Below are 24,075 nucleotides of genomic sequence, written 5' to 3'. Positions count from 1 at the left end.
GGTCAGTGGTGCCGACTGCGCTCTCGGGACCTGATGGTCACTGGTGTGGCCGGAGGGCGCAGCGCGGTGGGCATAAACGAGGCGTCGCTGACGCTGCCTCGCCTGCGAGCCACTTGCACCCGCTTGTTCGGCAGGGCGACGATGCGCCAGTTGAGGACTTCGGCAGGGTGCTCGGCGCTGTCGAGCTCTCGCTGGGCGCCCACCTCGGCCAGGAGGCGTGGGGCGGGGCGTCGGGATCCCGCCAGGAGGGCTGCTCGGCGGGCGGTTGGATGACGGCCGGCGGCTGAGTACGCGAGGCGACGGAGTCGGACGCGGGCGGACAACTGGTCTCGGCTAAGCCCTCCCCCGGCTGGGGTGCCGCCTGGCGCTCGGCCTTCTCCTCCGCCACCCCTGGGGCGGGGGTAAGCGCGGACGAAGCCCGTTAGAGGCTCGTTCGCTCCAGCTTGCTCCTGATCGGCGGGGCAGGCCGAAGAGCCCCTTGCGGCGGCGGGTGGGGGCATTGTCGGTGCTCGTTTCGGGCATGGTGGCGCTCCGGTAGTCGTGTGGGGTGGGGCTTCGTCACGTCCGTCGCATCCGTTGCGCATGGTCAGGAGAGGCACGGATGCAGTCGCAGGTACGGAGTGATCCGTATCGACAAGGGACTCCGTCCCCGCGCTGACCTGCGCGGGGACGGATGCGACGGAGTGATGCGGACCAGGGAGGTAGGTCAGCGGGTGCGTGCGGGGCCGGTGTAGGTCGCCGATCCCGGCGAGCGCGGCCATGGCGAAGGTGGGAAACGCCGTCGGCTTGTGCTCCGGCCCGGAGATCCGCCAGGCGGGCCGGTTGTGCTGGTGCCCGACGTTCAGCAGGCCGCGCAGGTCCTCCTTGTCGCCGGCCTTGGGGTCGAAGATGGTGTCGGCCTCGTCCACCAGCAGCGTTGGCGGGTTCTTGCCGATGACACGGAACACCACCGCAGGCGAGGTGTTCACCGTCATCATCGGCTGGTGCACGGCGTGCTCGTCCGCCGAGCGGGAAGGCCGCAAGGCTGGCGAGCTGCCGCACATGGTCACCCACGACCTGCGGCACTTCTACGCCTCCGCGCTCATCGCCGGCGGTGCGAGCGTCAAGCAGGTGCAGTTGGTCCTCGGGCACGCATCCGCCGTCATCACGCTGCGGATCTACGCGCACCTGTGGCCGGGGGAAGAAGACCGCACCCGGACCGTCATGGACGCCGTGCTCGGCGGCCTGCGGACCGGGTGCGGACAGCTAAGCGGCACGACCCGCGAAAGTGCAGGTCAGGCCACCTAGAGGGAGATCAAGCCTTCTTGGTCTCCCAGAAGATCTTGTCGATCTCGGCGATGTAGTCCAGCGCCTTCTGGCCCGTCGCCGGGTCCGTGGACGCCTTGGCGGCCGAGAGGGCCTTCAGGGCGTCGTTGACCAGCTGGTGCAGCTGGGGGTACTTCTCGAAGTGCGGGGGCTTGAAGTAGTCGCTCCACAGCACCGAGATGTGGTGCTTGGCCAGCTCGGCGCGCTGCTCCTTGATGACCGTGGCGCGGGCCCGGAAGTGCGGGTCCTCGTTGGCCTGGTACTTCTCCTGCACAGCCTTGACGGACTCCGCCTCGATGCGGGCCTGGGCCGGGTCGTACACGCCGCAGGGCAGGTCGCAGTGGGCGCTGACCTTCACCTTGGGGGCGAACAGGCGGGAAAGCATGAAGCTGTCCTTCCTCGTGATCGTCTTCTCAGGTGGGACATTACTCCGTGAGAGACCGGTTTTCGTGGGTGCCCCCATGGGCTTAGGCCAAAAGTCCGGGGTGAGGCTGGGCCCAGTGGCCGAATGTACGCGACGCTGTACGGGACGGTGTACTGGACGTACGGGACGGGACGGAGCGGGATGGACCGGGGAGGTGCCGGAGGGATGGGCGAGGTGCCGGAGGTGCCGGAGCCGCTGCGGGAGCGGCCCGGGCCGGGGCCGGCGGGGCGGGTGCCGTTCCAGGTGGTGGAGGTGACGGGGCCCTCGATGGTGCCGACGCTGCACCACGGGGACTGGCTGTTCGTGCGGTACGGGGCGCCCGTGCGCCCCGGGGACGTGGTGATCCTGCGCCACCCGTTCCAGCAGGACCTGCTGATCGTCAAACGGGCCGCCGAGCGGCGCCGGGGCGGCTGGTGGGTGCTGGCCGACAACGCGTTCGCGGGCGGCGACAGCACGGACTACGGCACGGTGCCCGAGGACTTCGTGCTGGCCAGGGCGTGGCTGCGGTACCGGCCGCTGAAGGAGGATCAACGGTCGGTGCGCGGGGTGCTCGCCTGGGCGCTCTCGGCGGTGCGGCCGCTCTCGGCGGCGCGTTCCGTCTCCAGGCGCTTGCGGGCCCGGTAGGCGGCCACGTTGGCGCGGGTCGCGCAGCGGTCCGAGCAGTAGCGGCGGGAGCGGTTGGTCGAGGTGTCCAGATAGGCGTTGCGGCAGGGCGCCGACTGGCACAGCCCGAGCCGGTCCACGCCGTACTCCGTGAGGTGGAAGGCCAGCCCCATCGCCGCGATGGCCGCGTACCCCGCCGTCGCGTTCGACGGATGGTCGGCCAGGTGCATGTGCCAGTCCGGCTTGCCGTCCTCGTCACGGAAGTCGTGCCCGGAGATCTGCGGGCTGACCGGGAACTCCAGCAGCAGCGAGTTCAGCAGGTCGACGGCGAGGGTCTCGTCGCCGCCGTCGGCCGCCTCGAAGACCGCGCGCAGCCGGGCCCGCACGGAACGGAAGCGGGTCACGTCCGCGTCGGCGGCGCGCCGGGCCGCCTGCTGGTTGACGCCGAAGAGTTCGCGTACCGCCTCGACGGAGGTGAGGGAGTCCTTGCCGCGGGCCGGCTCCTCGGTGTTGACCAGTCGCAGGGCATAGTCCGAGTAATAGGCCAGTTCCACTTGTAGTCCTTACGGAGTGGGTCTAAAGTCGGTGCACGCGATGTAACAGGCTTTCGCGCTACCAGGGTATTACATGGAGGTTCCTGTGGCGGAAACGACTGCACGTACTGACTGGGCGGCCTGGCAGGAGAGCTGGGACCGCCAGCAGGAGTGGTACATGCCCGACCGCGAGGAGAGATTCCGGGTCATGCTCGACATGGTCGAGGCCTTCGTGGGGCCCCGGCCGAGAGTCCTCGACCTCGCCTGCGGTACGGGAAGTATTACGGACCGGCTCTTCAAGCGGTTCCCGGAGTCGACCAGTACGGGCGTCGACCTCGACCCGGCGCTGCTCGCCATCGCCCGGGGCTCCTTCGACGGCGACGAGCGCGTCACCTTCGTCACCGCCGACCTCAAGGACCCCGACTGGGCCGAGCGGCTGCCGCACGACTCGTACGACGCCGTCCTCACCGCCACCGCCCTGCACTGGCTGCACACGGAACCGCTGGCCGCCCTCTACCGGCGGATCGGCGGGCTGGTCCGGGACGGCGGGGTGTTCATGAACGCCGACCACATGATCGACACCAGCACGCCCCGGATCAACGCGGCCGAGCGCGCGCACCGGCACGCCCGGATGGACCGCGCCAAGGCGGCGGGCGCGGTGGACTGGGCGGACTGGTGGGCCCTCGCGGCCGAGGACCCGGTGCTGGCCGGGCCGACCGCAGAGCGGTACAGGATCTACGGCGAGCACGCCGACGGAGACATGCCGTCCGCGCGGTGGCACGCCGACACGCTGCGCGAGGCTGGATTCGGCGAGGCGCGGGCGGTCTGGGCGTCGCCGTCGGACACCCTGATGCTCGCCGTGAAGTGAGCCGACGACGTGAGCCGATGATGTGAGCCGACGACGTGAGGCGATGGCCTGGGTCGATGATGTGCGCCGATGACGTGCGCTGACGACCTGGGCCGACGGTCCGGGGCGATGGCCTGAGGCGGGTGGCGGGGGCGGGGCGCGGACGGGGGTACGGACGGGGCACGGACGGGGAGGGGTGGGGCCGGTCGGGCCCGTGCCCCTCCCCGCGGTGGTCCCGGAGCGCCTTCGGCCGGTCAGAGCACCTTGGACAGGAACGACTTCGTCCGTTCGTGCCTCGGGTCGGTCAGGACCTCGCGCGGGTGGCCCGACTCGACCACCACGCCGTCGTCCATGAAGACCAGCGCGTCCCCCACCTCCCGGGCGAAGCCCATCTCATGGGTGACGACGATCATGGTCATGCCGTCCTCGGCGAGCCCGCGCATGACGTCCAGGACGTCGCCGACCAGCTCCGGGTCCAGCGCCGAGGTCGGCTCGTCGAAGAGCATCAGCTTGGGCTCCATGGCCAGGGCGCGGGCGATGGCCACCCGCTGCTGCTGGCCGCCGGAGAGCTGGGAGGGGTAGTTCCCCGCCTTGTCGGCCAGGCCGACCCGGTCCAGCAGCCGTTCGGCGCGGGCCCGCGCGACGGCCTTGGCCTCGCGTTTGACCTGGACCGGAGCCTCCATGACGTTCTCGATCGCGGTCATGTGCGGGAAGAGGTTGAAACGCTGGAAGACCATCCCGATGTCCCGGCGTTTCAGCGCGACCTCGGTGTCCCGGAGTTCGTGGAGCCGGTCACCCTTCTGGCGGTAGCCGACCAGTTCGCCGTCGACGTACAGCCGTCCGGCGTTGATCTTCTCCAGGTGGTTGATGCACCGCAGGAACGTCGACTTGCCGGAGCCGGACGGGCCGATCAGGCAGAACACCTCGCGCGGGGCGACCTCCAGGTCGATGCCCTTGAGGATGTGCGCGGCGCCGAAGGACTTGTGGACGCCCTCGGCCTTCACCATGGGGGTCGTCGTCATACCAGGCCTCCCTTCGGCCGGCCCAGGGACAGCACACCGGCCCTGATCTTCTGGAGCGGGGTGGGCGGCAGGCTGCGGGTCGAGCCGCGCGCGTAGTGCCGCTCCAGGTAGAACTGGCCGGTGCTCAGCACGGACGTCATGATCAGGTACCAGGCCGCCGCGAGGAAGTACATCTCGACCGGGGCGCCGGACGACTGCCCGATGTCCTGGGCGTACTTGAACAGCTCGTAGAACTGGACGGCGGCCACCAGGGACGTCGTCTTGAGCATGTTGATGACCTCGTTGCCCGTCGGCGGCACGATCACCCGCATCGCCTGCGGGATCACGACCCGCCGCAGGGTCCGGCCATGGCTCATGCCCAGCGCGTGCGCCGCCTCGGTCTGCCCCTCGTCGACCGAGAGCAGGCCGGCGCGGCAGATCTCCGCCATGTAGGCGGCCTCGTTGAGGCCCAGGCCCAGCAGCGCCGTCAGCAGCGGCGTCATGAAGTTCGACCAGTAGTCCTTGTAGAGCGGCATGAGGTCGATGTACTCGAAGACCAGTCCCAGGTTGAACCAGACGAACAGCTGGACCAGGACCGGGGTGCCGCGGAAGAACCAGATGTAGAACCAGGCGATCGACGAGGTCACCGGGTTGCGCGACAGCCTCATCACGGCCAGCAGGACGCCGCCGATGATGCCGATCACCATCGACAGGGCGGTCAGCAGCAGCGTCTTGCCGACGCCCGTCATGATCCGGTCGTCGAAGAAGTAGTCGGGGACCGCGCCCCAGTTGATCCTGCCCCGGCCGAAGGCGCGGACGATCGCTGCCAGGGCCGCGATCGCGACGGCGGCGGTGACGTACCGGCCGTAGTGGCGGACCGGGACGGCCCTGATCGGCTGCGGGGCGGGTGACGGATCGGAGGGTATGGGCGGCCGGTCGGCCGGGCCCGTCTTCTTGATGTCAGTCACGGGAATGCCTTTCAGCGCAGGGACCGGTCAGGAACCGCCGTTCACTTCCGCCTTGGTCACCGCACCGGCCTCCACACCCCATTTGGCCATGATCCGGCCATACGCGCCGTTCTCGATGATCGCGTCCAGGGCGGCTCGGAGGGCCTGGGTCAGCCGGTCGTCGCCCTTGGCGACGGCGATGCCGTACGGCGCCGCCTGGACCTGCTCGCCGACGAGCTGGAAGTCCTTGCCGCCGCCCGAGGTCTTCACGGCGTACGCGGCCACCGGGAAGTCGGACGAGCCGGCGTCGGCGCCGCCGCTGCGCAGCCGGGTCTGGGCCTCCAGGTCGTTGTCGAAGGTCTCCATCGCGATCGTCTTGCCGGCGGGACACTTCTTCGCCTCGGTCTTGGCCAGGTTGTGCGAGACGGTGCCGCGCTGCACGGCGATCTTCTTGCCGCACAGGTCCGCCCAGCTCCTGATGGACCGGTCGTCGCCCTTCCTGGTGTAGATCGACACCCCGGCGGTGAAGTAGTCGACGAAGTCGACGCCCTCGCCGACCTTCTTCCCGGTCTCGGAGTCGACGCCGTTCTGACGGTCCCTGGTGTCGGTCATGGACGACATCGCCACGTCGTAGCGCTTGGAGCGCAGGCCGGTGATCAGCGTGTCGAACGTGCCGTTCTCGAACCGGAACGTCACGCCGAGCTCCTTGCCGAGCGCGGCGCCGAGGTCGGGGTCGATGCCGACCGTTCTGCCCGACCCGTCCTTGAACTCGACCGGCGGATAAGCGATGTCCGAACCGACCCTGATCACGCCCTTGGACCGGATCTCCGGCGGCAGCAGGGCGGCGGCCGCGGAGTCGGAGCCGACGGGTCTGGTCGAGCCGGGACGATGTGGTCCGTCCTTGGTCTGGTCGCCGCAGGCGGTCAGCAGCACGAGACCGGCGGCCGCGAGCGCGCCGACCGCCGCCGTCCGGGACTTCGCGGCCCTGCGGCCGGTGATGCTTCCGGTCATGATACGAATCCTCCAGCGGACGAAGGGGTGCCGTGGGATGAACGACGCGATCCGGTCCCGGATGTCGTCGCTCCCGGTGGCTACGGCCTCTTGGCGCTCCGGCCGGTGCACTCGACGGCCTGAGCATGTCAAAATCGGATGACGGGCGATCCCCGAAACCCGCGGCGCCGGTCCCTCGGGGCCGGACGCGCCGCGAGCGTCCCTCTCGCGCGCCGGAGGATCTCCGGCGTGTCCCGGCCAGTGAATTTCACGTGTCGATCGGCTGGATTTGTCCTGAAATCCGACTATGAGTCGCATCACCGCGTGGTCATGGACTCGTCCGTAATGCGGTCCGTCCGGTAAGAAAGACCTTTACACCCCTCATCCGGGGCTCAGGGCGCGTGTGCGGCGCGCCCCGCGCGTATGTATCTCCCCCCTGCCGGGGCGGGCCAACCGCCGGGCGCAGGGCGCGTACGCGGTGCCCGCCCACCCCTCCTCAACCAGGAGTGGCCACCCTCACACGATGAAAGACTTAAGGGGTCATCACCATGGCAGCGGAGATCGTCAATCCTCGCAGCGACAGCACCACTGACAGCAGTACCGGCAACAGCACCACCGACGAGCCGTTCGATCCGGCCTTCGCCCTGCACCGCGGGGGCAAGATGGCCGTGCGAGCCACCGTCCCCGTCCGTGACAAGGACGACCTCTCCCTCGCGTACACGCCCGGCGTCGCCAAGGTGTGCAGCGCCATCGCCGAGAACCCCGAGCTGGTCCACGACTACACCTGGAAGTCGCAGGTCGTGGCCGTCGTGACGGACGGCACCGCGGTCCTCGGGCTCGGCGACATCGGCCCCGAGGCGTCGCTCCCGGTGATGGAGGGCAAGGCGATCCTCTTCAAGCAGTTCGGCGGCGTCGACGCCGTGCCGATCGCGCTGGCGACCACCGACGCGGACGAGATCGTCGAGACCGTCGTCCGGCTCGCGCCCTCCTTCGGCGGCGTGAACCTGGAGGACATCTCGGCGCCGCGCTGCTTCGAGATCGAGCGCAGGCTCCAGGAGCGGCTCGACATCCCGGTCTTCCACGACGACCAGCACGGCACCGCCGTCGTGACGCTCGCGGCCCTGCGCAACGCCGCGAAGCTGTCCGGCCGCGAGCTCGGCGACCTGCGCGCCGTCATCTCCGGCGCCGGCGCGGCCGGGGTCGCCATCGCGAAGTTCCTGCTGGAGGCGGGGCTCGGCGACGTCGCCGTGGCCGACCGCAAGGGCGTCGTCAGCCGGGACCGCGAGGACCTCACGGAGGTCAAGCGCGAGGTGGCCGAGCTCACCAACCGGGCCGGGATCTCCGGGACGCTGGAGAGCGCGCTGGCCGGCGCGGACGTCTTCATCGGCGTCTCCGGCGGCACGGTGCCCGAGGCGGCCGTCGCCTCGATGGCGCCCGGCGCGTTCGTCTTCGCCATGGCCAACCCGAACCCGGAGGTCCACCCCGACATCGCGCACAAGTACGCGTCCGTCGTGGCGACCGGCCGTTCGGACTACCCGAACCAGATCAACAACGTGCTGGCCTTCCCCGGCATCTTCGCGGGCGCCCTCCAGGTGCGCGCCTCCCGGATCACCGAGGGCATGAAGATCGCCGCGGCGAACGCGCTGGCGGACGTCGTGGGCGACGAGCTCGCGCCGGACTACGTGATCCCCTCGCCGTTCGACGAGCGGGTGGCCCCCGCGGTGACGGCCGCCGTGGCCGCCGCGGCGCGCGCGGAGGGCGTGGCCCGGCGCTGACGCCGGGCTCCGGTCCAGGACGGGGCGTGGCCCGGCGTCGTGGCCGGGTCCGCTCCGGGCGGGACGCGGGCCGGTGCCGAGACCGGGTCCGTTTCGGGGGCGGGGCGCGGGCCGGTGCTGAGACCGGGTCCGTTTCGGGGCGGGGCAGGGCAGTCGGGGCGGGACGGGTGCGGGTGCCCGGATGCGGGGTGCGTCTGGGGCGGGCCCGCCGTCCCGCCCCGCCCTTCGCCCTTCCGTGCCCGCCTCCGCTTTCGTGCCCGCTTCTTCTCCCTTTGACGTCCGCCGCCTCGTGCGCCCGCCCGCCTTTCCTTTCGCACCGGCCCTGACCGGGACGGCCTCCCTTTCGCGTCCGCCGCCGGCCCGGGGCGGCGCGCGTCACACCAGCAGCCGGTTACGCCGGCCCGTGCCCCGGCCTATCGTCGGGGCCATGTTCGCCGCCTACGCATCCCGCATCGACCGCGACCGTCCCCTCAGCGGCCTCGAACTGGGTGACCGTCCCGCCCCCGAGGCGCGCCCCGGATGGACCACCGTCAACGTGAGGGCCGCCTCGCTCAACCACCACGACCTCTGGTCGCTCCGGGGCGTCGGCCTCACCGAGGACCGGCTGCCGATGATCCTCGGCTGCGACGCCGCCGGGACCGACGAGGACGGCAACGAGGTCGTCCTGCACTCCGTCATCGGCCAGACCGGGCACGGCGTCGGCCCGAAGGAGCCCCGCTCCATCCTCACCGAGCGCTACCAGGGCACCTTCGCCGAGCAGGTCTCCGTACCCAGCTGGAACGTGTTGCCCAAGCCGAAGGAGCTCACCTTCGAACAGGCCGCCTGCCTGCCGACCGCCTGGCTCACCGCGTACCGGATGCTCTTCACCAACGCCGGGGTGCGGCCCGGCGACTCGGTCCTGGTCCAGGGGGCGGGCGGCGGCGTCGCCACCGCCGCGATCGTGCTCGGCCGGGCGGCCGGGCTGCGGATCCACGCCACCAGCCGCGACGCGGCCAAGCGGGAGCGCGCCGTCGAGCTCGGCGCGGTCGCGGCGTACGAGCCCGGCGAACGGCTGCCGGAGCGCGTCGACGCGGTCATCGAGACGGTCGGCGCCGCCACCTGGTCCCATTCGGTGAAGTCGCTGCGCCCCGGCGGCACCCTGGTCATCTCCGGCGCGACCAGCGGCGACCGGCCCTCGCACGCCGAGCTGACCCGGATCTTCTTCCTGGAGCTGCGGGTCGTCGGCTCGACCATGGGGTCCAAGGACGAGCTGGAGGACCTGCTGGCGTTCTGCGCGACGACCGGGGTGCGGCCGGTCATCGACGAGGTGCTGCCGCTGGACCGGGCCCGCGAGGGCTTCGAACGGCTCGCGTCCGGCGACCAGTTCGGAAAGATTGTGCTCACCTGCTCTTGAGGTCTCTCCGGTGAGCTGCTCTGATCTCCGCCATGCGGATACGGATGCGAACGGGCGGCGTACTCACCTCGGTCCTCACCCTGTGCCTGCTCGCGACGGGGGCGCTCGCCCCCGTCGCCGGCGCGCGCCCCGCGCCGCCGGGCCGTCCCGGCACCCACCGGCCCGCCGACGTCATCCCCCGCCTCACCGACGACCAGGGGCGTGTTCTCACCCTGCGCGGCTGGAACGTCGCGGACAAGGCGAACAGCGGTGACCAGGCCCTGACCGCCATCACCGAGAAGCACTTCCGCGATCTGCGTGCCAGGGGCTTCGGCCTCGCCCGCCTCCTCGTCTTCTGGGACGACCTGGAGCCGCGCCGGGGCCACTACAGCACCGCGTATCTGCGCCGGATCGACCGGATCCTGGACTGGGCGCGGAAGTACGACGTCCAGGTGCTCATCGACGCCCACCAGGACGTCTTCGGCCCGGCGTTCGGCAGCCGGGGCATCCCGGCCTGGGCGACCCGCACCGACGGGCTGCCCTTCACCCCGCACCCCGACGACTGGTTCTCCGAGTACTTCGAGCCCGCCGTGCAGCGCGCCTTCACCCATCTCTACGAGGACCCCGACCTCCAGCGCGCCCAGGCGCGCATGTGGCAGGTGCTCGCCGCCCGCTACGCGCACCACCCCGCCGTCCTCGGCTACGACCTCATCAACGAGCCGATGGGGGAGATGCGGGAGGGGGAGGATCTGGCGACGGCCGCCCGCCGCATCGAGGCCCGGCAGATCACCCCGATGTACAACAGGCTGGCCCGCGCGATCCGTTCGGTCGACCGGTCCACCTGGCTGTTCGTCGAACCCACCCCCATCGTCGGCGAGGGCGTCCCCACCGGGCTGGGGGCCGTGGCGGACCGACGGACCGTCTACTCACCTCACTTCTACAATGCCGCGATGGAGGCGGGGGGCGACTACGACCCGTCGGCCGGCTGGGTCGAGGCGTACGAGGACGCCGTCACCCGGTATCCGGCGCGGTACCGCGTCCCGATCGTCGTCGGCGAATGGGGCCCGCTCAACAACACGCTCCCGAACATGGGCCGCTTCTACCGGGACGCGATGACCTCGCTGAGCCGCTACAGCTCCGGCTGGGCCGGGTGGGTGTGGTGCTACGGCGGCGGATACTGCGCCCTGGACGCCTCCGGTGCCTTCGCGAAGAACAAGGAGCGCACCGCCACGCCGTACGCGCCCGCCGTCGCCGGAACCGTCCACTCCGACGCGTACGACGACAGCACCGGCGTCTACCGGCTGACCTACACGGCGGGCCGCCGCGGCGTCACGGAGATCTCCCTGCCGTCGGTCTCCGGCGCGTGGCGGGTCGCGGCGACCGGCCGCGCCGAGGTCCGCAGGCACGGCGGAACGGCCCTGGTCCGGGCCCGCCCGGGCGTCCGCGTCACGGTCACGGTCTCCGGGGCTCCGGCGGGACGCGGCTGAGCGCGTCCGCCGTACCGCTCTTCTCCTCCCTCCGCTCGTTCCTCTCCTCGCTGCGTCAACCACGGTTGACGCCGCGAGTCGTGTCAACCTACATTGACGGTATGAGTGAAGCGACGGATCTCGCCGCGCGCGCCGGTGACCGCGACCCCCGAGTGGGGCTGCGGGCGGTCGCCGCGCTGCGCCGACTGCTGGAACGGCTCGAAGCCGTGCAGGTCGACAGCGCCCGCGCACAGGGCTGGTCGTGGCAGGAGATCGCGGCCGAACTGGGCGTCAGCCGACAGGCGGTGCACAAGAAGTACGGGAGGCGTTGATGTTCGAACGATTCACATCGGATGCCCGGGCGATCGTGACCGGCGCCGTGGCCCGTGCCGAGCGGGCCGGCGCCGCGGCGGTCACGGACGAGCATCTGCTGCTCGCCCTGCTGGACCGGCGGGGCGGCCGGGCCGCCCCCGCCCTCGCCGCGCTGGGGCTCGCCGGACACCGTGCGCAGATCGAGGCGGATCTGGCCGACGCGCGCCGGCGCGGTGGGCTGTCCCGGGCCGACGCGGACGCGCTCGCCGGTTTCGGCATCGACGTCGACGCGGTCGTCACACGCGTCGAGGAGGCGCACGGGGAGGGCGTGTTCGACCGGGCCGGGCGGCGCGGCACGGGCCGCCGCCCGTTCGACCGCGGGGCGAAGGACGTGCTGGCGAGGGCGTTGCGGATCACGGTGGGGCGTCAGGGCCGCCGCATCGCGGACGAGCACGTCCTCCTGGCGCTCACCGCCCGCCCCGGCGTGGTCGCCGAGGTCCTCGCCGCCCATGGCGCGACGTACGAGGCCGTGGACCGCGCACTGCGCGGAGAGGCGGACGAGGGCGGGGGAGAAGACAGAGCGGGGCGGATGCCGAAGGCGGGCTGAGGCGGGGCGGCAGGGCCGGTCCGCTGCCCCATGGCTCGCTTCTCCGCGCCCCTCCCCGTGACTCGCTTCTCCGTGCCTCGCCCCGTGGCCTGCTTCTCGGTGGCCCGCCCCGCGGCTCACTTCCCCTCGCCGCCGTCCTTCCTCAGCAGCGCCCCGATGCGCGCCGCCGCCGTCGCCAGATGGCGGCGGGCCCCCGTCAGTTGCTCCTCGGTGACGCCGCCGTCCCGGGCGGTGTCGCGGATCTCGTCGCGGAAGCGGTCCAGCAGCCGTTCCAGGTCCCGGGCCGGGTCGCCGCCGCCCAGAGCGTCCCGCCCCCACTCGGGATCGGCCCCGGCATCGGTGCCGACGTCGGCGGCCTCCGGCCTGGCGGGCGCGGGCCGGCCGCCGGGCCTGGCGAAGGCGCCCAGCTGTGCGGTGATCTCGGCCAGCCCGTCCCGTACGCCGGAGGGCCAGTCGCCCCGCGCGAAGTGCTCCTGGACCTGGCGGGCGGCGTTCTGCATCTGCTCCCGCGCCCTTTCCTGGGCCTCCTTGGCCTGGCGGCGGGCCTGCTGCGCCTCCTCGCGGGCCCGGCGGGACTCGTCCATCGCCCGGCGGGTCTGGTCCTTCCACTCCTGCTTGGCCTTGCGCAGCTCCTCCTTCGCGGCCCGCCACGCCTCGGTGTCGGTGAAGTCCGCGAGGTCGCCGAGGTCGCCGAAGTCGTTGAAGGAGAAGTCGCGTTGGCCCTTGTGGTGGCCGGAGCCGGCGGAGGTCTTCCTGGTCTCGTGGGCCGCCGCGCGCATCTCGCTGCGCAGCTTGCCGGCCGCGCCGCGCACGTCGTCCCTTATCTCGGCGGCGAGTTCGGAGACGGAGTCCCTGATCTCCACTTCCAGATCGGCCAGTTCGCCGGTGCGCGCGGACAGCTCGGCGCGACCCGCGTCGGTGATCGAGTAGACCTTGCGGCCGCCCTCGGTGGCGTGCGTGACGAGCCCCTCGGCCTCCAGCTTGGCGAGGCGCGGGTAGACCGTGCCAGCCGAGGGCGCGTACAGGCCGTGGAAGCGCTCCTCCAGGAGGCGGATCACCTCGTAGCCGTGGCGCGGGGCCTCGTCGAGCAGTTTCAGCAGGTAGAGGCGGAGGCGACCGTGGGCGAATACGGGGGGCATGTCAGAGCACCTTTCCGGTCTGCTCGGCGTCGCGCGGGTCGGTGTCGTGGGGGTCGTCGTGCGCGGGGCGGCGCAGCAGGGCGATGGAGCCCGAGACGGTCGTGGCCCGCAGGGTCCCGGTCCCGGTCCCGAGGGTGCCGGTGATCTTCTTCGCGCCCCAGGAGCCGCCGACCCGCAGGTCCTCGAAGCCGTTGGAGACGGCGCCGCTCGCGGTGTTCGCCTCGACCGTCGCGTCCGCCGGATGCGGCAGCCGGATGGCGATCTCGCCGGACACCGTGGTCAGTCGGATGTCCGCGGGCGTCCCGGACGGGTCCGGATCCAGGTCCAGCACCATGGTGCCGCTGACCGAGTCGCCCCGGATCCGGCCACCGGCGCCCTCGACGACCGTCAGATCGCCCGAGACCGTCTGGAAGCGCAGCTCGCCCGTGACGGACTGGGCCTCCACGCTGCCGGACACGGTCTCGGCGCGGACCGGGCCGGAGAGCCCGACGAGCGTGGTGTCGCCGGTGACGCCGCGCAGGTTCGTACGCCCGCGGATGCCCGACACCACCGCCCCGGCGCCGACCACGCCGACCGTCACCGCCGCCCTGGCCGGCACGGCGAGGGAGACGACCGCGTGGTGGTTCCGGCCCTGGCGGTCGAACCACTTGAGGAAGCCGTTCCACGGCAGACCCTCGTACGCGACCGTGAGAACGCCGTCTTGCAGGGTGACGGTCAGCGGCGGGCCGTCGATCTCCGAGACCTCCAGCCGGGCGGTCGGCTCGTCGGTGCCGACGATGTTGACCGCGCCTCCGACGACGCGCACGTCGAGAGACCTCACGGGGGCGTCGAAGGTCAGTTTCTGGGGTTCGGCGATGGCCCATGTCGACACAGGCATGGATCTGACCTCCCGGTAACGCGGAATGACGCAACATATCGCGTCTCTTTCTCATCACGATATATCGCGGTGGTGGGAAGTCAAGAAGTCGAGGAGGGCGGACGAAGCCCGGGAAGGCCTGGGGAGGCCCCGGGGAGGCTCGCGGGAGCCGGGGGAAGCGTGGGAGGGCTCGCGAGACCTGGGGAGCCCGGTGAACCCAGGGCGCGGAGGTCCGCCCGGGGCGCGGCGGCGAGGGCGCGCGGGCCCGCCGGAGCCGCGACGCCGCGCGCTGATCCACCACGGACGGCGGGACAGCCCTTAGCGTGTGGAGGATGAACGCGACATCCCCCACGGGCGCGCTGCTGCTGTGCCGCGCCGAACCCGGGGCCGTACGGCCGGTGGCCCGTCTGCTGCGCGAGCGGATGCTGCTCGCGCCCGCCGGGAACGGCTGGTCCGTCCTGGTGCCCGAGGGCAGGACCTGGCGGGGCGGCGAGACCGGCGGGACGCACAGGACGCACGAGACGGACGGGGCGGACGGGACGGACGGGGCACGCGGGCCGTCCGCGTCATCCGCGGCGCACACGTCGTACGCGTCGTGCGGGGAGCGCGGCACGTCGGGTGCGGAGCCGGTCGACCGGGTCGTGGCGGGGTGGGCGGCCGCGCTCGCGGTCGGATCGTTCTGGCCGGTGCTGGCCGTGTGGTGGGACGGCGACCGCGCCGGGTACAGCCTGGCCTCCGGGTTCCGCCGGGCGGTCGGATACGTCTGGTTCGCGGACGGCAGACCGGTCGGCGAGGACGAGGCGATGCGGACGTTCGCCGACCGGCTGGCCCTGGACCCGGTGCTGGACGTCCAGGCGCTCGACGCGCTGACCCGGCCCGATCCGGACGCCGACGCCCGCAACCGGCTGCTGGGGCTGCTCGCCGTCCTCGGCCGCACGGGGCTGGCCCTGCCGCCCGGGCTGGACCCGGGCGCGTCCGTGGACCGGCTCCGGGCGGTGGCCGACGGCCTGCCCGGGACGGAACCCGTCGCCGGGGCGGGCCGGGCCGAGACCGCGAGGGCCGGGCTGAGTGCGGCCGGACGCGGCCGCATCGGCCTCTGGGCGTACGGGCCGGGGGTCCGCGTGCTGGGCGGCCTCCAGGTGGCGGCGGGGCTGCCGCTCGTCCTGTGGGGCGCCGGACGTCGCAGCGGCGGCTGGACCCTTGCCGGGGCGCTGCTGGTGGCGCACGGGGTGCTCGGCCTCGCGTACGGCCGCCGCGGCGGGGTCCCGGCCGGGGCGGCGCGCGGGACGGCGGACCCCGGTCGCGCCGGAGGCGTCGGCCGCGTCGGAGACCTCGGGGGCGACGGGGTTCCCGGGCACGCCTGAGACCTCGGACCGGGCACGTCCGAGACGTCAGTGCCGCCCGGGATCCGCGCGGCGTCGGGATCCGGACGTCAGCCGGACGCCGGAGGCCGCCCAGGCGTCGAACAACGCGGGAAGAACCCGGGGTTCCGGGGCCTCCGGCGGCACGGGCACCCCGGCCGGCCGACCGTGCGACTACTCGTCCTCGTCCTCGTCGTCGAGACGGGCCAGCCAGGTGGCGAGGCGCTCGACCGGCACCTCGAAGTCGGGATTGAGATCGACGAACGTACGAAGCTGCTCGGCGAGCCACTCGAAGGTGACCTCTTCCTCGCCCCGGCGCTTCTCCAGTTCCTCGATGCCACGGTCGGTGAAGTACATGCGGCCCAGCCTAATGCCTGGTGACTGCCCCGCGACGGCCGGGAACGCCCCGTCGGCGGCGGGCCGCGACGGCGGTCCGAGGGCCCCGCGAACGACTGCGCGCGGGCCGGGTCCCCCGGCCCGCGAGTCTCGCGCCGGTCGCCTACTGCCGTTAGCCTGCGGGTAGTTGGGGGAACGGGGGTTTCATGGGCGACAACGGGGCTCGGATCACTCGCATCGAGATGCCGGACGGCACGCCGGTCTGGGCGCGCATCTCGGGGGCGGAGCAATTGGAGGGACCCGCCAGGGGTCCCGCCTTCACGGACATCGGCTACGGGGACATCGCGGACCGGGTGCAGGCCCGGGTCGAGAGCCTGCGGGGCGTGGTGACCAGCGTCGCGCGCTCGCTGGCCGAGCCGCTGCGCGCGGTGCGGCCCGACGAGGTCAGCGTCGAATTCGGCATCGAGCTCACCGCGAAGGCCGGAAAGGTCGTCGGCCTGCTCGCGGACGGCGAGGCCAAGGGAGCCATCACGGTCACGCTGACCTGGCACGGCGGGGGCCCGCCCCTCGACCCGGCGCCCCCGGCGCGGGACGACGGGACCCCCGGCGGCGGGAGCGGGAGCACGGGAGACCCGGCCGCCGGAACCGGCGGCACCGGGGCCCCGGACACCGGGACCGGGCGGACCGGTGCCGCGCCCCCTGCCCCCGGCGCCGCCGCCGGGGACCCGGGCGCGGGCGGGCCGGGCGGTCCGGACGGCGGCGGCCGCTCATGACCCAGCCGCCGGGCCGGGCCGGGTGGGGCGGCTCGGAGAGCACGTACCGGGCGCTGGCGGGCCTCGTGATGGCGGCGACCGTCCGCATCCACCGGCCGGAGCCCGGCCACGCCCCCGACGGGTCCGACCGCGGCTTCCTGGGCAGCGGGTTCTTCGTCGCCCCGAGCTGGGTCCTCACCTGCGCGCACGTGGCGATGGCGGGGGAGGGGCGGCAGGTCAGCGTGGTGTTCAAGCCGGACCCGGGCGCCGCCGAGACGGCGGTCGAGGGGGCCGTGGTCGCCAGCCTGCCGGAGAGCCGGCACGCCGTTCCCGGCCGGGCCCGGCCCGTCGCCGGATGGCCCGCCCCCGACCTCGCGCTGATCCGGCTGCTGCGCCCCGTCGAGCACCCCTGTGTGTACGTGACCGAGCGCCCGGCGGGCATGTTCGGCGGCGGATCGGTCCTCTACACCGGCTGGACCGACAGCGGAGCCGGGCAGCTGACCCGGTTCAGCGGCCGGTGCCAGGTGATGGGCACCTTCGGCGACTGGGCCGAGGACGACGAACAGATGCGGCTCGACGGCGACCGGATGTACCCCGGCCTGTCCGGCGGCCCGGTGGTGGACCTGGCGCGCGGCGAGGTCGTCGGCGTGCTGAAGTCCCGCTCCGACGGCACCACCGGCGGCACCTCGATCGGCGTCGAACGGCTCCGCACGCTGCCGGTGCCGCCCGGCACGGCGGACACCGAGTCCGACGACCCGTACCAGGCGCTGTTCCACGCCCACGACCGCTACCACGCCGACCGGCACACCAGCCCGGTCGGCACCGAACGCACCTGGGCCGACCTCCAGCGGGAGCTGGGCGCCGGGGCGGGGCTCGCCCTCAGCCCCCAGCAGCGCATCGACCTGCTCGGCCGGCTCGCGGAACTCCCGCCCCCGCTCAGCACCCGCAGCCTGCTCGACCTCCTGGACGGGCTGCCGGACACCCACGCGGGCGAGCACCTCACGGCCCCGCGCGGCTGGCGCGACGGGCTCGGCACGCTGTACGACGCCCCCGCCGGCGACAGCGCGCTGGAACTCATCCTGCGGTACTGCATGAGCGCCATCGCCGCCGAACGCCCCTACGTCCTGCCGTCCACCCCGGACGCCGAGGCGGACCTGTGGCGGTGGGTCAAGCGGATGGCGGACGACCGGCTCTCCCGCAAGTTCCGGCACGAACTCGTCGGGCTCCGCTACAACGACCGGCGGGCCACCGCCCGCGAGCATCCCCGCGACCCCGCGCCGGCGCCCGAGCCGGCCCGGGCGCACGACGCCCCGTTCGTCCTGCTCAGGCTGGAGTCGCGGCACTGGGAACCGGACCTCTACGACTGGCGGATCGCGGTCGTGCCGCAGCCCGGGGACTTCCGGCCCGTCGCCGAGGACAGCCGGGGCACCGCGCTGCAGAGCCTGCCGGACCGGCTCGCGGGCCCGCTCGCGGAGGCGTTCCGGCGGTGCGACGCCCCCGACGACCCGGCGGTCCTCCAGGTCGCGGTGGACCCGGCCCTCATGGGCCTGGAGGTCGACGCCTGGCGGATACGGCCCGACGGGCGCCCGCTCGGCGTGGTCCGGCCGGTGGTCGTCCGGCCCCTGGACCGGGGCGCGGACGGGGGCGACCACGGGCCGGCCGAGCGCGAGGCCCGGTGGAACCGGGCCATGACCGCCCCGATGCGGGCCGCCGTCGTCGACTGCGAGGACGGTGTGCGGGTACCCGTGCCGGTGGTGGAGGAGATGCGCCAACTGGCCTACGAGACCGTCCCGGTGCTCTGCCGATACGGCGACCGGCCGGGACCGGAGGGCACGGCCGGCGTGGGGCGGGTGCTCGACGCGGGCTACGGGCTGGCCCTGTGGCGGCGGCGCGCGGCCGAACAGGCCGGCGTCTGCACCGACTTCCACCGGCGCGCCGCCGACGCGGTGGCCGAGGCCCGCACGGCCGATCAGCTTCCCGGGAAGGTGCACGAGTTGAGGAGAGGGGTGCACGCGGGGCGCACGGAGACGTACTGGTCGGACGGGGTGGCTCTGCTCTATGACGACCCGCGTCAGCAACTGCCCGGTTCCGACCACTACTTGGAGGCGCCGTGAGGGGCGGACGGCCCTCCGGGGGCGCGGTGGGGGCGGCCCGGCCCCTTACGGGGTGTGCCTCGGATCGCTACCGTGATGCACGTTCGACAGCTGCCCCTGGCGGACGAGTGACGACGAGGAACACGTTATGAGTGAACCCAGCGAGTGGCTCATCTACCGAGGGGCCGGCGAACCGCACGAGGGCATCGACCGGCTGCCGCCCCCGCCGCCCTGGCGGGACTTCGCGGGCCGCGGCGCCCCGGCCGCCGACGGGCAGGACGAGGACGGGTCGGCCGACCGCCGACTCGGCGGCTACCGGCACATCGCCGAGCTCCACCGGCCGGGCGCCGAGGAGCTGGAGATGATCAACGCGGCGCTCTATCTGCGCCGCCCGCTGCTGGTGACCGGGAGTCCCGGGGCCGGGAAGAGCACGCTGGCCCACTCGGTCGCCCATGAGCTGGGTCTGGGCCGGGTGCTGCGCTGGCCGATCGTCAGCCGCTCGACGCTCCAGGACGGCCTGTACCGCTACGACGCGATCGCCCGGCTCCAGGACGTGCAGATCGCCGCACACGGCGCGGCGGGCGGGAAGGCCGGGGCCGAATCCGTGGAGAGCGTCGGCAGCTACATCCGGCTCGGCCCGCTCGGCACCGCGCTGATGCCCTCGGACCGGCCGCGCGTCGTGCTCATCGACGAACTCGACAAGAGCGACATCGACCTGCCGAACGACCTGCTCAACGTGCTGGAGGAGGGCGAGTTCGGCATCCCCGAGCTGGAACGGATCGTGGACCGGCTGCCCGGCGGCGAGGCGGAGGTCCTCGACGACGACGGAAACAAGGTGAAGGTGCGGGGCGGCCGGGTCCAGTGCCGGGCCTTCCCGTTCGTGGTCCTCACCAGCAACGGCGAACGGGACTTCCCGGCGCCCCTGATGCGCCGCTGCGTCCACCTGGAGCTGGGACGCCCGGACCACCAGCGCCTGGCGACCTTCGTACGCGCCCATCTCGGCGACGAGGCGGCGCGCGCCGGGGACGACCTGATCGCCCACTTCCTGGAACGCTCCCGCAGCGAACTCCTCGCCACCGACCAGCTGTTGAACGCCATCTACCTCACCGACGCGGCGGCGCCGGCCGGCCGGGACCGTCTCGCCGACCTCCTCATCCAGCGACTCGACCGGCCGAGGTGATGGCGATGGCCGGTGGCGGGTCGCGGCACGGGCCGGACGGGGGGCGCCGCCCCGACGACGGCGAGGACCCCCGGGGCCCGGAGCCCTCGGCGGGCGCACCGGGCGCGGCGGGCACGGCGGATGTGCCGGGTGCGGCGGGCGCAGGGGGCGTGGCGGATGCGGCGGGCTCGGCGGGCGCAGGAGGTGCGGAAGGCGGCGGCGAGCCGTCCGGTCGCGTCGTCGTCCGGGCCGGCCCGCCCGGCCGGGGCGAACCCTCCGGCCCGTCCGGTATGCCAGGTTCGCCCGACCGGGCCGGCCCGCCGGGCCCGTCCGGTCAGGCCGGTCCGGACGGGGGCGGGCTGCTGCTTCCCGCCTTCGTCGCGCGGCTGCGCGAGGCCGGGCTCGACCCCGACGCCGAGCAGCTCTGCGACGCCCTCTGGCTGGCCCGCTGGACCCGGCACCCCGACGCGCCGGACGACGACGGCGACGGCCCCGGGACCGGCCCCGCGCCGCCGCTCCCCGAGGCCCCGGACGGGACGGACCGGGCGGAGCGGCCCGGCGTCCCGCCCGCGGGGCGCGAGGAAGACGAGGCCCCCGAGGACCCGGGACCGGGCGACGGGCCCGCGGAACGACACGGTCCCGGGGAAGCCGACCGGCGGGTCCCGCTCCACCCCGTGCCCCGGAGTGCGCCGCCCGACGACGGCCGGTCCGAACGTGGGCCGGGCCGGGCCCGGGGCGGCCGGACGCGCACGCTCACCCTCGGCGTGCCCGCCGCCCCCGCCCTCCCCGAACCACTGGAACTCCAGCGCGCGCTGCGTCCGTTGCAGCGCTACCGCCCGGCCGCGCCGCCGATGCGGTACACCCTCGACGAGGCGGCGACCGCGGAGGACAGCGCCCGGGCGGGCGGGATGATCATCCCGGTGTTCCGCGGCGCGTGCCGGGGCGAGTCGCTGCTCCAGTGCGTCATGGACGCCTCCTCCTCGATGCTGGTGTGGGACCGGATGTTCGGCGAACTCCAGGAATTGTTCGGCCAATTGGGGGCGTTCAGGGACGTCCGGGCGCGCTATCTCCACCAGGGTCCGGACGGGGCCGCCGTGGTGAGCCGCAGCCCCGACCCGGCCGCCGCGCCGCTGAGCTCCGCGGACCGGCTGAGCGACCCCACCGGCCGCCGCGTCACCCTTCTGGTCAGCGACTGCGCGGGGCCGCTCTGGCGCAGCGGACGGGCCCACCGGCTGCTGCACCACCTGGCCCGGCAGGCCCCGACGGCCGTGCTCCAGCCCCTGCCGCAGCGGATGTGGAACCGGACCCGGCTGCCGGTGACCTACGGCTCCCTGGCCCGGGGCGACGGGCCGGGCGGGGCCACCGCGCTCAGGGTCACGGAGCACGCCGGCGCGGGCCCAGCGGTGCACCCGGGCGCGCTTCCCGTCCCCGTGCTCCCGCCGGTGGAAGGGGCGTTGGCGGCCTGGGCGCGGCTGCTGGCCGGCAGCGGGGCGGGGCAGGTGTCCGGCGCGGTCGGCTGGGTGCGGGCCGACCAGCCCCCGGCCGCCGTGCAGCGCCCCGGGGACGGCCTCTCCTCGCTCCAGCTGGTCAGCCGGTTCCGCTCCATGGCCTCCCCGGCCGCCGGCCAGCTGGCCGTGTACCTCGCGGCGGCCCCGCTGTACCTGCCGGTGATGCAGCTGGTGCAGCGCACCATGCTGCCGCATTCCGGCCCCTCGGAACTGGCCGAGGTGCTGCTGAGCGGGCTGCTGTCCCGGGCCCAGGACGAGGAACCGGCCGGGACGCACGGCGAACCGGGCGGCCACTGGTACGAGTTCGCGCCCGGCGTCCGGGAGGCGCTGCTGGGGCCGCTCGGCCGCGACGAGGCGCTGCTGGTGCTGAAGCACTGCTCGCAGTACATAGAGCAGCGGTTCGGGAAGGGCGGGCCCAACTTCCCCGCCCTGGCCTTCGCCCAGCTCGGCGAGGGCCGGCACGGACCGGTGCGTACCGCCGGACGGCCGGGGGCCGGGGGCAAGGACGAGGACGCCGACGTGTTCGCCGGGCGGGCCGAGGAGGACGAGGAGGGCGAGCACGGCGGGGGCGGCACGGGCGGCGGACCACGCGTCCCGCACCCCTTCGCGGAGGTCGCGGTGCGGGTGCTGGAGCGGTTCATGCCGCTGCCCGAGCGGTTCGTCGTCGGCGCGGGCCAGGACCGGCACGACACCGCGCCGCAGACGCCGAACGCGGCGGTGGAGAGCGCCCGGGTGCTGCTGCGGCACTTCGAGTCGGACGGCATGGTCCAGTACCTGATCGACGCCGTGCAACTGCTGCGCGGCGCCACCGAACGCGAGAACCGACCGGGCGCCGACCCCGCGCTGTGGGCGGAGTACTCGCGCTGCGTCCTGCGGCTGTGGGAGGTCCAGGGCGACGCCGAACTGCTCCGCGAGGCCGAGTACGCCGCCGAGCGGGCCGCCGCGCACCCGGCCGCGGTGCGCGAACGGGCCGCCCTCGCCAAGGTGTTGCACGCCGCCGCCGACGACCGGCGGACGCGGGGCGACCGGCGCGGCGCGCTGGAACTGCTGCGCCGCGCCGACCGCGAGTACACCGCCGCCTGCTCCGCCCCCGGACTGGAACCGGCCGAGGCCCTCCGGCTCACCCTGGAGCGCGTCCGGGCCCTGGAGGCCCAGTGGCGGCTCGACGGCGACACCGCGCTGCTCCAGGCCGCGTGCGGGATGCTGGAGGCGTTCGCCGACGTCTGGCCCGACCAGGAGAACCGGCCCGCCGCCCTGCCCCTGGCGCACGGCCGCACCCTGCTCAGGCTCTCCGGGGCCACCGTCGACACCGAACAGTCCCGGGTCTACGCCGCCCAGGCGGCCCGCTCGCTGCGCACGGCGTTCGAACAGGGCGACGGCCGGAGCACCGTGAGCGGCGGGACCCGCGTCCTGCTGGACCTGGTGGACGCCCTGCTCGCCTCCGGCGCGGAGCCCGACGAGGCGGCGACGCTGGTCGAGCACGCCCTGGAGACCGTACGGGAGCAGCGGCTGCGCGCCTCGCTCCTCGCCCGGGCGGCCCGGATCCGGGTCGCCCGCTACGAGCACACCGGCGACCCCGACGAACTCGTCGAGGCGGCCGACTGGTTCGCGCGCGCCGCCCGCGGCGTGCCGCGCGACTCGCAGATCCACGCCGACCTGCTCGCGGAGTGGGGCGGCGCCCTGCTGCGCCGCGCCCGGCTGCCCGACGGCCGCGCGCACATCGGCGCGGCGGTGCGGGTGCTGCGCGACTGCCGTACGGAGACGGCGTCGGGCGGCCCGCGCCAGGCCGAACGGCTGCTGATGCTGGGCCGCGCGCTGATGCTGCGGCACCGCGCGACCGAGGACCGGGTCGATCTGCGGGAGGCCGAGTACCTCTTCGGGCTCGCGGCCCAGGAGGCGACCGAACCCCTGACGGCGGCGGACTGCTGGCTGGAACTGGGCCTGGCCCACCTCGAAGCCGCCCGGGTGCTCCGGCGCCCCGCCCGCCTCGACGAGGCGGCCGAGGCGTTCCGGGGCGCGGCCGAGGCGGCCGGCGCGGCGGAGGAGGAGCTGGACCATCCGCGACTGCGGCGGCGGGCGGCCGCGTTGTGCGCCAGGGCCCACCACTGGCGGGGCGCGACGTACGAACGGGCGGGCCGCCCCCGGGCCGCGCGCGGGGCCTACCGATCGGCCCGCGAGGAATGGCGGAGGCTGCCGGACGGCGGCGGCGCGGCGGGCGAGGCGACCGCGGCGCGGCTGGCGGAGCTGGAACGCTGAAACCGGCGGCCGGCGGGTGCCGTGCGCCGCCCGCCGGTCGTCGGCCGCCGGCCGCCGCGCCTCGGCCATTCCTCGCGCCGTCGTCCCCGTACCGCTGCCCCCGTACCGCCGGCCTCGTATCGCCGCCCTCGCGCCGCCGTGGGACTCCGGGCGGCGCGGAACCGGTGCGGGGCGGCCCGCCGGTGTGCGCCGTATGCGACCGGCGTACGCCGGACGACGGTCGATGACTTGCCCCGGAAGGCGTAGGCCGGGCTGTGCGGGGCATCGGTACAGAAGCAGCCCGTGCGGGCATCACGTCCCGCGACGCCGCAGGTATTTGTCAGACACCCCCTAGGACGCGGCGTGACGGTGACGGGCGGCAGTGTGAGGACAGGCCCTGGAGCGGACACCGTGACGGGCGGAAGCCGTCGCGGCGCGAGCGCGAGCACAGGGG

At 73.9% G+C, this 24,075-nt stretch carries 20 protein-coding genes and 2 pseudogenes; 13 read left to right on the top strand and 9 right to left on the bottom strand.

Translation table 11 applies throughout. From position 1 onward, the window contains the following. Positions 1-731 precede the first annotated feature (731 nt). Positions 732-992: pseudogene (locus WA762_RS12990) on the bottom strand (DUF3631 domain-containing protein); the annotation flags it as partial. 7 nt (positions 993-999) lie between these two features. On the opposite strand from WA762_RS12990, the pseudogene WA762_RS12985 reads away from it, so the two are divergent. Beyond that, positions 1,000-1,287: pseudogene (locus WA762_RS12985) on the top strand (tyrosine-type recombinase/integrase); the annotation flags it as partial. 7 nt (positions 1,288-1,294) lie between these two features. On the opposite strand, the gene sodN reads toward WA762_RS12985, so the two are convergent. Beyond that, a complete protein-coding gene (gene sodN, locus WA762_RS12980; RefSeq protein WP_073781898.1) occupies positions 1,295-1,690 on the bottom strand; it encodes a superoxide dismutase, Ni in 396 nt (131 codons plus the stop codon). Between the two features lie 204 nt (positions 1,691-1,894). Here sodN and sodX point away from each other — a divergent pair, with 204 nt between their 5' ends. Then, the gene (sodX, locus tag WA762_RS12975; protein WP_335935720.1) at positions 1,895-2,353 is read left to right on the top strand and encodes a nickel-type superoxide dismutase maturation protease; all 459 of its coding nucleotides are present in this window, start codon (positions 1,895-1,897) and stop codon (positions 2,351-2,353) included. Here the strand turns inward: sodX and WA762_RS12970 are convergent. Further along, entirely contained in the window at positions 2,257-2,886 is a 630-nt protein-coding gene (locus WA762_RS12970; RefSeq protein WP_335935696.1) for a CGNR zinc finger domain-containing protein, read from the bottom strand. The two genes, sodX and WA762_RS12970, sit on opposite strands and share 97 nt — an antisense overlap. Positions 2,887-2,959: 73 nt before the next feature. On the opposite strand from WA762_RS12970, the gene WA762_RS12965 reads away from it, so the two are divergent. Further along, complete coding sequence (locus WA762_RS12965) at positions 2,960-3,733, top strand: class I SAM-dependent methyltransferase (protein ID WP_335935695.1); 774 nt, start codon at positions 2,960-2,962, stop codon at positions 3,731-3,733. A gap of 233 nt (positions 3,734-3,966) precedes the next feature. On the opposite strand, the gene WA762_RS12960 is transcribed toward WA762_RS12965, so the two are convergent. Genes WA762_RS12960 through WA762_RS12950 form a run of 3 tightly spaced genes read right to left on the bottom strand, consistent with a single transcriptional unit; the run spans position 3,967 to position 6,671 of the window. Beyond that, positions 3,967-4,734, bottom strand: a complete 768-nt coding sequence (locus tag WA762_RS12960; protein WP_335935694.1) for an amino acid ABC transporter ATP-binding protein — start codon at positions 4,732-4,734, stop codon at positions 3,967-3,969. Next, on the bottom strand, positions 4,731-5,681 hold the full coding sequence (locus tag WA762_RS12955) for an amino acid ABC transporter permease (protein ID WP_335935693.1): 951 nt from the start codon (positions 5,679-5,681) through the stop codon (positions 4,731-4,733). The genes WA762_RS12960 and WA762_RS12955 overlap by 4 nt, the downstream gene beginning before the upstream one ends. Positions 5,682-5,708: 27 nt before the next feature. Continuing rightward, positions 5,709-6,671, bottom strand: a complete 963-nt coding sequence (locus WA762_RS12950) for an ABC transporter substrate-binding protein (RefSeq protein WP_335935692.1) — start codon at positions 6,669-6,671, stop codon at positions 5,709-5,711. Between the two features lie 527 nt (positions 6,672-7,198). Here WA762_RS12950 and WA762_RS12945 point away from each other — a divergent pair. The 5 genes from WA762_RS12945 to WA762_RS12925 all read left to right on the top strand — a co-directional run bounded on the left by WA762_RS12945 (position 7,199) and on the right by WA762_RS12925 (position 12,182). Continuing rightward, positions 7,199-8,425: an NAD(P)-dependent malic enzyme gene (locus tag WA762_RS12945; protein WP_335935691.1), complete on the top strand. Its 1,227-nt coding sequence runs from the start codon at positions 7,199-7,201 to the stop codon at positions 8,423-8,425. A gap of 427 nt (positions 8,426-8,852) precedes the next feature. Continuing rightward, positions 8,853-9,818 carry a zinc-binding dehydrogenase gene (locus WA762_RS12940; RefSeq protein ID WP_335935690.1) on the top strand — a complete coding sequence of 322 codons (966 nt, stop codon included), beginning with the start codon at positions 8,853-8,855 and terminating at the stop codon, positions 9,816-9,818. Positions 9,819-9,850: 32 nt separating this feature from the next. Continuing rightward, positions 9,851-11,284: a cellulase family glycosylhydrolase gene (locus WA762_RS12935; protein ID WP_335935689.1), complete on the top strand. Its 1,434-nt coding sequence runs from the start codon at positions 9,851-9,853 to the stop codon at positions 11,282-11,284. Positions 11,285-11,385: 101 nt separating this feature from the next. After that, a complete protein-coding gene (locus tag WA762_RS12930; protein ID WP_335935688.1) occupies positions 11,386-11,595 on the top strand; it encodes a helix-turn-helix domain-containing protein in 210 nt (69 codons plus the stop codon). Further along, the gene (locus WA762_RS12925; RefSeq protein ID WP_335935687.1) at positions 11,595-12,182 is read left to right on the top strand and encodes a Clp protease N-terminal domain-containing protein; all 588 of its coding nucleotides are present in this window, start codon (positions 11,595-11,597) and stop codon (positions 12,180-12,182) included. The genes WA762_RS12930 and WA762_RS12925 overlap by 1 nt, the downstream gene beginning before the upstream one ends. Before the next feature lie 116 nt (positions 12,183-12,298). Here WA762_RS12925 and WA762_RS12920 read toward each other — a convergent pair whose 3' ends face one another. Next, positions 12,299-13,321: a PadR family transcriptional regulator gene (locus WA762_RS12920; RefSeq protein WP_335935686.1), complete on the bottom strand. Its 1,023-nt coding sequence runs from the start codon at positions 13,319-13,321 to the stop codon at positions 12,299-12,301. A gap of 1 nt (position 13,322) precedes the next feature. Beyond that, positions 13,323-14,198: a DUF4097 family beta strand repeat-containing protein gene (locus WA762_RS12915; protein WP_335935685.1), complete on the bottom strand. Its 876-nt coding sequence runs from the start codon at positions 14,196-14,198 to the stop codon at positions 13,323-13,325. 311 nt (positions 14,199-14,509) lie between these two features. Between WA762_RS12915 and WA762_RS12910 the strand changes: the two genes are divergently transcribed. Beyond that, entirely contained in the window at positions 14,510-15,541 is a 1,032-nt protein-coding gene (locus tag WA762_RS12910) for a hypothetical protein (RefSeq protein ID WP_335935684.1), read from the top strand. Between the two features lie 171 nt (positions 15,542-15,712). Here WA762_RS12910 and WA762_RS12905 read toward each other — a convergent pair whose 3' ends face one another. Then, positions 15,713-15,895, bottom strand: a complete 183-nt coding sequence (locus WA762_RS12905) for a DUF6104 family protein (RefSeq protein ID WP_003961784.1) — start codon at positions 15,893-15,895, stop codon at positions 15,713-15,715. Between the two features lie 185 nt (positions 15,896-16,080). Here WA762_RS12905 and WA762_RS12900 point away from each other — a divergent pair, with 185 nt between their 5' ends. The 4 genes from WA762_RS12900 to WA762_RS12885 all read left to right on the top strand — a co-directional run bounded on the left by WA762_RS12900 (position 16,081) and on the right by WA762_RS12885 (position 23,642). Then, complete coding sequence (locus WA762_RS12900; protein ID WP_335935683.1) at positions 16,081-16,647, top strand: CU044_2847 family protein; 567 nt, start codon at positions 16,081-16,083, stop codon at positions 16,645-16,647. Further along, complete coding sequence (locus tag WA762_RS12895) at positions 16,644-18,740, top strand: VMAP-C domain-containing protein (RefSeq protein ID WP_335935682.1); 2,097 nt, start codon at positions 16,644-16,646, stop codon at positions 18,738-18,740. The genes WA762_RS12900 and WA762_RS12895 overlap by 4 nt, the downstream gene beginning before the upstream one ends. A 127-nt stretch (positions 18,741-18,867) precedes the next feature. Further along, a complete protein-coding gene (locus WA762_RS12890; RefSeq protein ID WP_335935681.1) occupies positions 18,868-19,899 on the top strand; it encodes an AAA family ATPase in 1,032 nt (343 codons plus the stop codon). A gap of 269 nt (positions 19,900-20,168) precedes the next feature. Beyond that, positions 20,169-23,642 carry an SAV_2336 N-terminal domain-related protein gene (locus tag WA762_RS12885; protein ID WP_335935680.1) on the top strand — a complete coding sequence of 1,158 codons (3,474 nt, stop codon included), beginning with the start codon at positions 20,169-20,171 and terminating at the stop codon, positions 23,640-23,642. Positions 23,643-24,075 lie beyond the last annotated feature (433 nt).

It is taken from the genome of Streptomyces tyrfis (assembly GCF_037034285.1).
Classification (GTDB): Bacteria; Actinomycetota; Actinomycetes; order Streptomycetales; family Streptomycetaceae; genus Streptomyces.
This window is presented reverse-complemented; position numbering and strand designations above follow the sequence as displayed.

Excerpts from the sequence above, each read along its gene's own strand:
- sodN (WP_073781898.1), bottom strand. The coding sequence starts at position 1,690 with ATGCTTTCCCGCCTGTTCGCCCCCAAGGTGAAGGTCAGCGCCCACTGC.
- sodX (WP_335935720.1), top strand. The coding sequence starts at position 1,895 with ATGGGCGAGGTGCCGGAGGTGCCGGAGCCGCTGCGGGAGCGGCCCGGG.
- WA762_RS12965 (WP_335935695.1), top strand. The coding sequence starts at position 2,960 with ATGGAGGTTCCTGTGGCGGAAACGACTGCACGTACTGACTGGGCGGCC.
- WA762_RS12960 (WP_335935694.1), bottom strand. The coding sequence starts at position 4,734 with ATGACGACGACCCCCATGGTGAAGGCCGAGGGCGTCCACAAGTCCTTC.
- WA762_RS12950 (WP_335935692.1), bottom strand. The coding sequence starts at position 6,671 with ATGACCGGAAGCATCACCGGCCGCAGGGCCGCGAAGTCCCGGACGGCG.
- WA762_RS12945 (WP_335935691.1), top strand. The coding sequence starts at position 7,199 with ATGGCAGCGGAGATCGTCAATCCTCGCAGCGACAGCACCACTGACAGC.
- WA762_RS12940 (WP_335935690.1), top strand. The coding sequence starts at position 8,853 with ATGTTCGCCGCCTACGCATCCCGCATCGACCGCGACCGTCCCCTCAGC.
- WA762_RS12935 (WP_335935689.1), top strand. The coding sequence starts at position 9,851 with ATGCGGATACGGATGCGAACGGGCGGCGTACTCACCTCGGTCCTCACC.
- WA762_RS12930 (WP_335935688.1), top strand. The coding sequence starts at position 11,386 with ATGAGTGAAGCGACGGATCTCGCCGCGCGCGCCGGTGACCGCGACCCC.
- WA762_RS12925 (WP_335935687.1), top strand. The coding sequence starts at position 11,595 with ATGTTCGAACGATTCACATCGGATGCCCGGGCGATCGTGACCGGCGCC.
- WA762_RS12920 (WP_335935686.1), bottom strand. The coding sequence starts at position 13,321 with ATGCCCCCCGTATTCGCCCACGGTCGCCTCCGCCTCTACCTGCTGAAA.
- WA762_RS12915 (WP_335935685.1), bottom strand. The coding sequence starts at position 14,198 with ATGCCTGTGTCGACATGGGCCATCGCCGAACCCCAGAAACTGACCTTC.
- WA762_RS12910 (WP_335935684.1), top strand. The coding sequence starts at position 14,510 with ATGAACGCGACATCCCCCACGGGCGCGCTGCTGCTGTGCCGCGCCGAA.
- WA762_RS12905 (WP_003961784.1), bottom strand. The coding sequence starts at position 15,895 with ATGTACTTCACCGACCGTGGCATCGAGGAACTGGAGAAGCGCCGGGGC.
- WA762_RS12900 (WP_335935683.1), top strand. The coding sequence starts at position 16,081 with ATGGGCGACAACGGGGCTCGGATCACTCGCATCGAGATGCCGGACGGC.
- WA762_RS12895 (WP_335935682.1), top strand. The coding sequence starts at position 16,644 with ATGACCCAGCCGCCGGGCCGGGCCGGGTGGGGCGGCTCGGAGAGCACG.
- WA762_RS12890 (WP_335935681.1), top strand. The coding sequence starts at position 18,868 with ATGAGTGAACCCAGCGAGTGGCTCATCTACCGAGGGGCCGGCGAACCG.
- WA762_RS12885 (WP_335935680.1), top strand. The coding sequence starts at position 20,169 with ATGCCAGGTTCGCCCGACCGGGCCGGCCCGCCGGGCCCGTCCGGTCAG.